Origin of the sequence: Alteribacter salitolerans (assembly GCF_016901055.1) — a bacterium.
Taxonomy (GTDB): Bacteria; Bacillota; Bacilli; order Bacillales; family Salisediminibacteriaceae; genus Alteribacter; species Alteribacter keqinensis.
Genome location: NZ_JAFEUX010000012.1, coordinates 81,461 through 92,634, shown reverse-complemented (window position 1 = coordinate 92,634; position 11,174 = coordinate 81,461). Strand labels below are relative to the sequence as shown.

At 43.8% G+C, this 11,174-nt stretch carries 12 protein-coding genes; 6 read left to right on the top strand and 6 right to left on the bottom strand.

Annotated elements, in window-relative coordinates:
• Positions 1-474 precede the first annotated feature (474 nt).
• Entirely contained in the window at positions 475-1,434 is a 960-nt protein-coding gene (locus tag JSY36_RS18300) for a mediator complex subunit 15 domain-containing protein (RefSeq protein ID WP_205167475.1), read from the bottom strand.
• A gap of 180 nt (positions 1,435-1,614) precedes the next feature.
• On the opposite strand from JSY36_RS18300, the gene JSY36_RS18295 reads away from it, so the two are divergent.
• From JSY36_RS18295 to JSY36_RS18280, 4 genes are all read left to right on the top strand, one after another.
• Entirely contained in the window at positions 1,615-2,199 is a 585-nt protein-coding gene (locus tag JSY36_RS18295; RefSeq protein ID WP_205167474.1) for a GNAT family N-acetyltransferase, read from the top strand.
• A gap of 60 nt (positions 2,200-2,259) precedes the next feature.
• Positions 2,260-4,035 carry a B12-binding domain-containing radical SAM protein gene (locus JSY36_RS18290; protein WP_205167473.1) on the top strand — a complete coding sequence of 592 codons (1,776 nt, stop codon included), beginning with the start codon at positions 2,260-2,262 and terminating at the stop codon, positions 4,033-4,035.
• 17 nt (positions 4,036-4,052) lie between these two features.
• On the top strand, positions 4,053-4,961 hold the full coding sequence (locus tag JSY36_RS18285) for a DMT family transporter (protein WP_205167472.1): 909 nt from the start codon (positions 4,053-4,055) through the stop codon (positions 4,959-4,961).
• 68 nt (positions 4,962-5,029) lie between these two features.
• Positions 5,030-5,191: a hypothetical protein gene (locus tag JSY36_RS18280; RefSeq protein ID WP_183163787.1), complete on the top strand. Its 162-nt coding sequence runs from the start codon at positions 5,030-5,032 to the stop codon at positions 5,189-5,191.
• A 79-nt stretch (positions 5,192-5,270) separates the two neighbouring features.
• On the opposite strand, the gene JSY36_RS18275 is transcribed toward JSY36_RS18280, so the two are convergent.
• The 4 genes from JSY36_RS18275 to JSY36_RS18260 all read right to left on the bottom strand — a co-directional run bounded on the left by JSY36_RS18275 (position 5,271) and on the right by JSY36_RS18260 (position 9,074).
• Positions 5,271-6,062 (bottom strand): hypothetical protein, encoded by a 792-nt coding sequence (locus JSY36_RS18275; protein ID WP_205167471.1) that lies wholly within the window; start codon positions 6,060-6,062, stop codon positions 5,271-5,273.
• Between the two features lie 26 nt (positions 6,063-6,088).
• A complete protein-coding gene (locus JSY36_RS18270; RefSeq protein ID WP_205167470.1) occupies positions 6,089-6,679 on the bottom strand; it encodes an NAD(P)H-dependent oxidoreductase in 591 nt (196 codons plus the stop codon).
• A gap of 326 nt (positions 6,680-7,005) precedes the next feature.
• A complete protein-coding gene (locus JSY36_RS18265; RefSeq protein WP_205167469.1) occupies positions 7,006-7,917 on the bottom strand; it encodes a phosphatase PAP2 family protein in 912 nt (303 codons plus the stop codon).
• Positions 7,918-8,030: 113 nt separating this feature from the next.
• On the bottom strand, positions 8,031-9,074 hold the full coding sequence (locus tag JSY36_RS18260) for an EAL domain-containing protein (RefSeq protein WP_205167468.1): 1,044 nt from the start codon (positions 9,072-9,074) through the stop codon (positions 8,031-8,033).
• Positions 9,075-9,396: 322 nt separating this feature from the next.
• Between JSY36_RS18260 and JSY36_RS18255 the strand changes: the two genes are divergently transcribed.
• Positions 9,397-9,690, top strand: coding sequence for a 4a-hydroxytetrahydrobiopterin dehydratase (locus JSY36_RS18255; protein WP_183163788.1), 294 nt, complete (start codon positions 9,397-9,399; stop codon positions 9,688-9,690).
• A gap of 58 nt (positions 9,691-9,748) precedes the next feature.
• Here the strand turns inward: JSY36_RS18255 and JSY36_RS18250 are convergent, their stop codons facing one another.
• Positions 9,749-10,495: a DUF2087 domain-containing protein gene (locus JSY36_RS18250; RefSeq protein ID WP_205167467.1), complete on the bottom strand. Its 747-nt coding sequence runs from the start codon at positions 10,493-10,495 to the stop codon at positions 9,749-9,751.
• A 146-nt stretch (positions 10,496-10,641) separates the two neighbouring features.
• Between JSY36_RS18250 and JSY36_RS18245 the strand changes: the two genes are divergently transcribed.
• Complete coding sequence (locus JSY36_RS18245) at positions 10,642-11,166, top strand: hypothetical protein (RefSeq protein WP_205167466.1); 525 nt, start codon at positions 10,642-10,644, stop codon at positions 11,164-11,166.
• Positions 11,167-11,174: the final 8 nt, after the last annotated feature.

Sequence of the window (11,174 nt, the reverse complement as noted above, 5' to 3'; positions counted from 1 at the left end):
TATAATAGTAGGCAGTAGCGGAAGACGGCGACTCCAGCGGGAAAAGCAACAGCTGAAGACCCCGCAACGGAGTGAGGAGGCTGAAGCGTTGCCCGCGGAAAGCGTCCGTCTGAAGCGGATGCAGGATCTCTGCTTTTATGTGCAATTCATACTAGATCCTTTATTATTAGTGTACTATAAATATCTGAATAGTTGGATTATTAAACACAAAAAGAAAAGGCTGTTGAGAAAAGACTTTCTCAACAGCCTGAGCACCCGCTTATAGCGGGTGCTTTTTGCAGTGAATCCGGCTCGGGTCATTATAAGAAATTCGTCCCTTTCCTTATGCACGAAGGCACTGATAAAGTTCGATCTTTAACTTTTTCCAGTGCCTTCTAAGCAATGAGCGTAACGGTTGCATTTTTTATCAGTGGCCTTATGCACTATCGGAAGGTCAGGATTTCTCAGTCCATTATCTCACTTGACTTAATCTATTTAATAATCAAAACCATCGTCATCTACAGACATATACCCCATATGCGACATGCCGCTTCGCTGGTTCATTCCCTGCTGTGTTGACCCCATTTGCCCCCCGCTCCCTGGCATTATCGGCATTCCGGTTCCATTCTGGCCGTTTTCGGGCATCCCATGATGAGGGTTGCCCATCATCTCATTGGGACCTCCCGGCATCTGGCCCATTCCCATTACGTTCGGGCCCCCCGGCATCTGACCCATTCCCATTGCGTTTGGACCTCCGGGCATCTGACCCATTCCCATTGCGTTCGGGCCCCCCGGCATCTGACCCATTCCCATTGCGTTCGGTCCTCCCGGCATCTGACCCATTCCCATCACGTTCGGGCCCCCGGGCATCTGGCCCATTCCCATCACGTTCGGACCTCCCGGCATCTGGCCCATTCCCATCACGTTCGGTCCTCCCGGCATCTGGCCCATCCCCATCACGTTTGGTCCTCCCGGCATCTGGCCCATCCCCATTGCGTTCGGTCCGCCAGGCATCTGGCCCATCCCCATTGCGTTCGGTCCGCCAGGCATCTGACCCATTCCCATCACGTTCGGTCCCCCTGGCATCTGGCCCATTCCCATCACGTTCGGTCCCCCTGGCATCTGGCCCATTCCCATCACGTTCGGTCCCCCTGGCATCTGGCCCATCCCCATCACGTTCGGGCCCCCTGGCATCTGGCCCATCCCCATCACGTTCGGGCCGCCAGGCATCTGGCCCATTCCCATTACGTTTGGACCTCCGGGTATCTGACCCATCCCCATTACGTTCGGGCCGCCAGTCATCTGGCCCATTCCCATCACGTTTGGACCTCCTGGTATCTGACCCATTCCCATTGCGTTCGGACCTCCCGGCATCTGACCCATTCCCATTACGTTCGGGCCCCCGGGCATCTGGCCCATTCCCATCATTTTGTTTTTCCCACAGTTGCAGCTCATCCAAGCACTCTCCTTTTTATTTGTGTAAGTCGATATTACAGAATTCACACCCTTTTCATCGTATGAACAGAAGTGTCACTCGTGATAACCACTAAAGGTCCAACAGTTTTGTTCCGGAAGTCACCGTTTTTTATCCATATCATAATGTAGAAGCAACGTCATACACTTTGGAGGACAACTATGGCCTATATTCAGCCAGGTGTATATGAAATGAAAAACGGTGAGTCTGTTAAGATCAGAACGGCTCACACATCTGACGCAACAGAAATGAGAAAGCTGACAAGAGAAGTCATTAAAGAAGATGTCGGACTAATTTTAACGGAAGACGAGTACACATTTACGGTCAGAGAACAGGCCCAGCGGGTTCACAATTCTCTTTATTCGCCCCATCACCTCCTTATAACTGCTCTTCACGGTGGAACGCTCTGTGGAATTGCTTCTTTCGAGCCGGAACAACCCATTAAGAAAATGAGGCATCACGGACATATAGGTCTTATCGTCGCTAAGCCTTACCGCTCCCTTGGTGTGGGCCGGTATCTTATGGAAACAATCGTTGACTGGGCGAAAACACAGGAAACCATTCATAAAGTCAGTCTTGAAGTTCTCTCCAACAATGAACCGGCGATTACTCTATACCTTAATATGGGCTTTGAACCCGTCGGCTGTTTTCACAATCACATCCTTCAGTCAGACGGCACTTACGCCGATGTTTACCGTATGGAATTAATCACCTCCACCCCAGCGTTCCAGCCCGGAGACAAGTGATTTATCTCGAGGAAAATGGTATGATAGGGCAACATGAATAAAAACCTGGAGGATCACAAAATGAACGTAGTGCTCACTACCCTTAATGCTAAATATATTCATACCTGCCTGGCCCTTCGCCTGTTAAAAAAATATGCAGAACCTGAATTTAATGCAGATATTTTGGAATTTACAATAAAAGATCCAGCGATGCACATAGTTTCTGATCTTTACAGCAGGAAACCGGATGTCATCGGTTTCAGCTGTTACATATGGAATATTGAACAAACCATTCACGTGATCAGAATGTTAAAAAAGGTCCTTCCTGAAACGAAGATCGTTCTCGGCGGACCTGAGGTTTCCTATGACACTGAGTATTGGCTTGAACGAATACCTGAAGTTGATTTTATCGTTATCGGAGAAGGAGAAGAAACGTTCAAGCACCTGTTGAAAGAAGTGGAGGCAGGCAGCAACGGATACCATTTTGTATTCGGTCTCGGTTACCGGAAAAAAGAAGAGATTGTCATTAATCCCGGACGGGGAAAACTCGATTTAAACACCATTCCCTCTCCATATCGTCTGCACGAAGACCTAGCATCCCTGGGGAAACGGGTGACATATTTTGAGACAAGCCGTGGTTGCCCGTTCAGCTGCCAGTTCTGTCTTTCCTCCATTGAGGTAGGGGTTCGTTACTTTGATATTGAACGTGTAAAGGAAGATCTGCTCTACCTTGTAAGGAATGGAGCAAAAATGATTAAGTTTATTGACCGGACGTTTAACATCAAACGGGATTATGCACTTGAGATTTTTGATTTTTTGATTAAAAACCACGGAGGCTGCGAATTCCAGTTTGAAATTACTGCAGACATTATGAGACCGGAAGTGCTTGAATTTCTTAACGAAAATGCGCCGCCCGGCATCTTCCGCTTTGAAATTGGCGTCCAGTCTACAAATGATGCTACAAACGATCTGATTCAACGGCGTCAGAACTTTAAAAAGCTTGCCAGGACGGTCACACTCGTTAAAGACGGCCAAAAAATTGATCAGCACCTTGACCTTATTGCCGGACTTCCAGAAGAGGATTACGATTCATTTAAACAGACATTTAACGATGTATTTGCCCTGCGCCCGGAAGAGCTTCAGCTTGGCTTTTTAAAAATGCTCAGAGGAACGGGAATGAGGGCAATGGCCGAACGGTTTGGATACCGGTTTATGGACAATGCACCTTATGAGATTCTATCCAACAACATCCTCTCCTTTGATGATATTGTCAAAATGAAGCGGGTAGAAGATATTCTTGAGAAGTATTGGAATGACCACCGGATGGACAACACGATGAAAAGACTTACAGATCACACTTTTGCCACCCCGTTTGACTTTTTCCAGGAGTACGGAAATGTCTGGGATGCCCAGGGCTGGTCCCGGATCGGTCATCAATTTGAGGATTTATTTACCAGGCTTGATTATTTCCTCGAAAAAACAAATGCCCCTGACATCTACATTGTACGGGGTCTGATGAAACTTGATTATTTACTGCACCATAAGCATAAACCGAGAAAGCGCTGGTGGACTCCTGATTTTGATAAAGAGGAGCAAACCCAGGTACGGGAATACATTTGTGAGCACCCGGCAATCGTTTCAGATGCGTTTGCAGACCTCAATCTCTCAGACAAGGAAATTCATAAACATGTGGTCATTGAAAAGATTGACTTCAATCTGGACAGCTATCTTAAAAACGGGACGGTTCGAAACGGAGCATATCACCTGATTATTTATTACAACCCTAAAACCCTTCAAGCTGTTCCGTTTACCGTACCGGAGAATGCAGCTTCCGATTTAAAAGAAAAAACGAGTTAAGAGAAGGAGGGCCGCACATGCTTAAATGGGCATTTTTTCTGATTATAGCCGGTGCCGCTCTTTGGGGAACGATCGGTATCTTTGTCCAGGGTCTGTACGATCTTGGCTTTACCCCGATTGAAGTTGTGGCTATTCGTGTCGTTGTTGCGCTTATCGTCATGACACTCATTGTTCTGGCTAAAAGCCCGGCGCTGTTCCGTGTAAAGCCAGCGCACATGCCGTTGTTTTTCGGTACAGGCATTTGCAGTATTGTCTTTTTTAACTGGGCTTACTTTACAACCATACAGGAAATCAATTTATCAGTAGCTGCTGTCCTTCTTTATACCGGACCGGCATTTGTTACCATTCTCAGCAGGATCTTTTTCAAGGAATGGATTACACCGCAAAAAATAGCAGCCCTTTTTGTAACCTTGGCGGGCTGTACTCTTGTTATAGGACTGTTCCCGTTAAACGCAGACCAGCTCTCTTTTTACGGCGTTCTTGTAGGTGTGGGATCCGGGTTTGGCTACGCCCTTTACAGTATTTTCGGAAAAAAAGCTTCCAAATCATATTCCTCACTGACCATTACGTTTTATACGTTTTTATTCGCTTCTGCCGCCCTGATTCCGGTAATAGGAATCGCAGATATATCACAACGGCTCGCTTCATTGGAAGGTTTACTATTGGCTCTGGGACTCGGGACGATACCGACTGTATTTGCCTATCTTTTCTATACAGCCGGGCTCAACCACGTCGAGTCCAGCAAAGCCTCCATTGCGGCTACTGTGGAACCCGTTGTGGCCGCCATTATCGGTGTGTTTGTATTTCACGATCAACTCACCTTCTGGCAGGGAGCCGGCATGATTTGTGTGCTTTTCGCTGTATTTATCATTCAACAGGGGCGTAAGGTTAAAAAGACCCGACAGCCTCATGCCGTAAATGGATAAACCTTTGTGTTTAAAGCTGTTTTTCTTAGGGAAACAGTGATGTAAGAACATAAAGGAGGAGAATTATTGTGGCAGATAAAAATGTAGATGTGGACAAAAGAAATGAAGATGTAGAAAAGAAACACGACAGCAGTCGCGTCGCTTCCACCTTTATTAAGTACGCAGCTTACCTGATTATCTTTTTCGGTATCCTGTGGTTTCTCATTAATTACATCCTACCGCAATTTTAAATCTGTTATTTTAGAGGCTGTGTTTGGAGGATATGATCAACCATACCTTTTACAGTCATAAAAAAACGTGAGCCCGGGCTCACGTTTTTTTTCGTGGGGTTATCTCCAGCCCTTCTAAATAGAGGACATGATGAATAGCCTGCTGGTATTGAGAAAAGGTCCTTTCTTCGACTTTTACCTTGTTTTTTGTAAAGAGTTTAACCAGTTCTGAAGAAAAACCACAAAAGAACGTGTGGGCCCCCAATAGCTGAACAGTAGCCCTGAGTTTTTCAAATTCATCAACAAGCAGTTCGTTTTCAACCACCGTCACACCTGAGAAATCAAAAATCAGGTAGTCTGCTCCACTCTTCACACACTCAGTAAGCACCCGTTCCCTGAGGTGATCAAACCGTCTTTCGTCAAAAGTCCCGATCAATGGCGCGAACAAGGCATTGTTAAGAACAACAGGTAAAATCGGTGTTGACATTTCCTCGATCATTTTTTCACTTTTTATACGCTGCTGCTCCTCTTTGGTTACATCCCGCCAGACAAGAATATAACCATTCATGTCTCCATTCTGGTCAAAGAGTTCATTTACAAAAAGATCTGCCGTATATCCAAAAATCGGAACCTTCGATTTGTGCGGAAAGTTTTTCTTTTTCATCACTTTAAAAAAATTGGACTTTTGACCATGAATCTCATGTAAAGACATGCCGATCAGGTCATCCGGATGAGCGATCGCAGGAAGATAAGGCAAGAGCTCGGTTACGAGATTTCTCGCTTCTTCATTGATCCAGATCAGTTTCATGTTTTTGTCAGCGATAAAGATATTGTCTGACATCGTTTCCATAAGTTTGAATGTATCTATTGAAAATTCATTTACTTTCATCATATGATTATCTCCCCCGCTACCCCGTTTTATGAACCGTGCATCCATGAACCTGCCAGTTCTTTTACACGTTCGATCATTTTCTCTCTCTCATGGTCCTTACAGATCAGGACACCCCCAAAGTATTCATGAAAAGCAGGCTCAAGCCCGCAGAAACGAAAAATGGCTTCATCAAACAAACGATTCATTGTTTGATGCATTCCACTGGCGGCGTATTCTTCAGACGGAGCCCCCGTTGTGCAGATTATCGCTGCTTTTTTTCCTGTAAGCAGCGGGATGGGTTTTTCTCCATCCAATCCATAAGCAACACCATAGGATAAAACACGGTCGAGATAGCCTTTACCGGCAGCCGGAAAGCTTCCCCACCATAAAGGAAAGAGAAATGTAATGGCATCAGCCCAAAGAAAATAACGATGTTCTGTTTTAACGTCTTCTTTATAAACACCTTTAAATGAATCTTTGTACTCCTCCCTGGAGAGGAGCGGCTGGAAATCCATTTCATATAGAGAACGAACCTCAACCTGGTGTCCCTGATTTTTTAACGTACCTGCATATGCTTTTAGTAGACTTCCGTTGAAACTGTCTTTTGAGGGATGCATATAAACAAGTAAATGATTCACAAAAAACCCACTTCTTTCTATATGTAATCAAAACCTCTAATTAATTTCCCCTCTATCTTATGCTTCCAAACCTCTTTTTCTCAGTTTCAATCTATCCCCCCAATTTGAACATAATTGTACGGGGTCTGTCCCCTGAACAATTGTGTAAAAGAGGTTGCCCAAAAGGTCGGTTTTTACCTTTTGACTCAACCTCTAAGCAATGAGCAGAGCCGCTGTCTCCTTAATAGAGTCCTGCAGCAAGGGGTTTTCCTGCCGGGCGAGCAACTTGCGGAGACATTGCCATTAAATTTTGCCCTTTTGTGAAACCTTCTTTTTTATATGGAGGTTTAAGCTGCTTTTTCATTTTCGTTTGTATTACGGCTTGTTTCATAGAGACGCAGTTTCACAAAGAGGTACGGAGCTCCCAGAAGTCCCCACAAACCGATCAGACCGTACCGTAAAGCATCAGCTCCAAGGCTTGTACCAAGGACGATCTTGCCACCTTCCTGTAACAGGAACAATCCTGCAAGACCCACAAACAGAGCAACGGCTTTTTTTACCCAGCTTGACGGTATTTTCATTCGTATATGTTTCGCTTCCAAAAGATAACCGATTCCTGCTCCCAGAAGAAATCCGCTGTATTTCATGCCTTCGGATTCCGGGAAGATTCCTATAAGAATAAGAGGCAAAACGATCACGGCGATCCACTTTCTCTTTATTGACCAGCCGACTATCCATTTTTCAGTCTTTACATAGATCAAAAGGATCGTGGCTGCCACTGCCATGCCAGTGATAATGTCAGTTGGCCAGTGAAGTCCTGTATATAAACGGCTCATGGAAATCATCAGAACAAGGGCTGCCGCAAAGGTCCAGAATGCCCTGCTTTTAAGCCAGATGGCGGTCATCCCCCATAGTGTGGCTGAACCCTGGGCGTGACCGCTTGGAAAACTGTCATAAGGATAGTGGCTTCCAACCTCTGCCGAGGAGACATACAATGAGTTTACGCCTTCTATTCCAACCGGCCGCTGGACAGCAAACATGGCTTTCAGTAATGATTTAACATAGACAGACAGCAAAAACACATATACAAGTCTGATGCCAAAAGCTTTGGACAAACACCAGTAGACAAGGGGAATCATTAAAAAGTAAAAGAGTTCATTTCCTAAAAAAGTAAGTATGTAGGCCGCTGCGTTTCCCGCACCCGTCTGCAAATCAGTAAATACCTGCAAAACCCCAATCTCCCATTCTCTCACTATCATTCCTCCTCTTCCTTTTTTGTGAAATTAACAGGTTCTTCTATACTATTATACGTGAATCCATCGAGAGTCTGAAGATATAAAAAAAACAGACCCCCTGATGGAGATCTGCATTGTTATTTTACGTATTGCTTGAGAGGCGTTTCGGCCGGTTTTCCGAAGAAGTATCCCTGTCCAAGGTCGACCTTGGTTCGGAGATATGCCCATTCGTCTTCATTTTCAATTCCTTCTGCAAGGAGAGTGACCCCGATGTTCTGGGCTACTTGTGAAATGACCTGTATTTTCTTCTGCTTATTCTTGTCCAAATGACAGTCCTGGATGAGGTTTCGGTCCAGTTTTGCAAAGTCAGGGTTCAATTCGCTCATAACATCAAGAGTTGAGTAGCCTGATCCGAGATCATCGAGAGCAACCTTTACACCCGCGTTCTGATAATACCGAAATATCCGTTTTAGATGGTTCATATCTTCAATCTTCTCCGTCTCCACTACTTCGAACACGAGATCTTCAGGCCTGATCCGATATTCTTCCACCGCCCTGAATGTACTTTTAAGACAAAACTGAGGATCATAAATGGACGAGGGGAGAAAATTGATAAACCGCTTCATCCCGGCATCCAGCATCATGGAACTCGTTCGTATTGCATTCATACGTGCCTCACTGTCGAGCATGGAATGCATTCCGGATTGCCGGGAGAATTCAAAAAGCTCTCCAGGGTTAAAATCATAAAGCTGACTTCGCGGTCTTAATAAAAATTCGTATCCATAAATTTCTTCATCTTCAGCTCTTACAATGGGTTGTAAAAAAGAGCGGAAAAGCTTTTCCTGTATAATTTTTACCAGTCTGGGATTCATGATTTTCATATACATTTCAGAAAAAGGAATATAATCACTTGGTTCTTCGTGAAGGAGGGAGAGGCTGCATTTAACTTTGGTACTCTTTCTCAACGGGAGGGAGTCTTTTAAGTGATCCATCGTTTTCTGAAGAGCATGCCAGTCATGAAAAATCAGATCGAGCTTTCCTTTTCTGATTTTTGAGTCAAACCCTTTTGCTGTAATGATATCTTTCATATCAGAAAGGATATCAGATTGATTTGTATATATACTTAAAATTCCTTCTTTCGTTAAAGGAATTTTATTTGTGCATAAGTAACATCCGCTCATTTAATCACCTGCTTTCAAGTGTTGGAACTTTGTCAATCAGTGTCTAGTTATCAATACCCTCTGATAAGCCGTTAAAACCATAAAACCAAAAGATTCTCTCAAGCTGAAAATCTTTTTCTGACAGGGTCTCCCAGCCGTATTATTAAGAAAAGATTACAAGATGAATAAATAATAAATAGCTCTTTTCATGACGAAAATCATCTGCTATGATGTAACTAATTACAGTATTAAATCAGAATATTCACGCTATTTATCTGTAATTTTGAAGACTGCTGTCCTGTTTTGTCGGATTAATGGTAATTATTATGAAGGAGGCTCTACAATGACACTTACACAAGAAGAAGTTGTTGCAAATCTGGAGGATTCCGCAGGCTGGTCACTCGATGACGAGAACTTTATGAAAAAACAATTCACCCTCCCCTCTTTTAGCAAAGCAGTAGCATTCGTAAATGAAATTGCCAGGCTCGCAGAAGACCGCAATCATCATCCTCAGATTACAATCGATCATAAAACCGTAACCCTCCGCCTCTACACGATGGATGTAGGAGGTCTTACCCAAAAGGATTTTGAATCTGCCTATGCTTTTGATTACACAATGGCCAAGTATGTAAGCTGATATTAATGCGAAAAGGGCGAAAGATAGGTTGCAAAATACCTCATCTTTCGCCCTCATTTTATTTCCCCACTGTTGCGTCTACCCAATAGCTTGATCCGTCTGAATTCCGCTGCATGAAACCGTATTCTATTAAATACCTTCTCAGTGTGGCGAAGTCGTCATAATAGTTTTTTAATTCAGCACTGACCTCTTTTTCAGTATAGGTTTGACCCGGAGTGAATTTCCCTGTGAGGTATTTCAAAATAACAATCTTTCGTTTTTCTTTCCTAGGAAATTGTTTGATTCTCCCGGTTGTCTGATCGATATATGTGTCGAGAAACTTTGCTTCTTCTTTCTCATTTGTTACCCAGCGTTCGTCCACCATTTTTGCCCCCTTGTGAATGGTTGTCTTCCCCTCTTTTTCTTCAAATTTCTCCATCAGAGTGAGAAAGACTTTTGCCTGTTTAGCTTTTTCACGAAACTTAAACCGGTACTGTCTTACGGTTGAAACACTGCTGAACCCGAGCTTTTCTGCAATCTCCTCATCATCTGCTCCGCCCATTAATAAACCGAGGACATCTCGTTGAACATCGGATAATCCCGACTGCTTTTTACCAAGATTAAGTAAATGGTGTTCAATCGTCCCGTGTTCATTACTGAAATGATGAGCAACTGCTTTTACAGCCGTCATCAACTGTTCCCCTGATTTAAAAATTAGACCTTCCTCAAAATACCTGCCGCAGATGACACATTGAAAGCCCCCTTCTGTGTCAGAAAAGCCTCTTTTAAGCTCTTCTATCGTTGCATTCCAAAACGGTTCGTCCATTTATCATCACTCCTCTATTTATCATTATAATATGGTGTTTATAAATAAGTAAACATAATTATATTTCGTTTATTAAATAACCAACGTGTTTCATTGGCCTTTTTATTGTGATAAACTAAAGTTAATACATCTACGGAGGAATTTTCATGCGTTGGTTATATCTGTTTCTTGGAACTATTATGGCAGTGATCGCTCTTTACTATATTTTCACCCACAAGCAGCGAAACTCCACACAGGATTATGTCATTTACACACCTGAAAAAGATGATAAAAAGATTCATACCGGAACAAAACTTTACAAAGTGGCGCTTTATTTTTCATATGCCGTACTGCTTCTAACAATCCTTCTTTACGTTGAGATTTTCCGGAGTTTTGAGATGTCCACGCTGATCTTTGCCCTTCAGCTTCCACTAGGTATCGCGGTGCTCGTTAGCCTGGATAAGATCTTTGAAATTCGCGGGCATGGTATTGTTTTTGCAGGCTATCAGGCCAACTGGGGGAAAATCAGGCAGATCGGCTGGGGAAAAAAACGGCGGAACCGTACCCAGCTTATTATGGAGCTGGATAAGGGGACAAAGATTAAAACAACAATTGCCAATGAAGAAAAAGCACAGCTTGAGGAACTTCTTGAAAACTACGTGACATTTGATAAAGAACCTGCGGGCAAATAATAAAAACC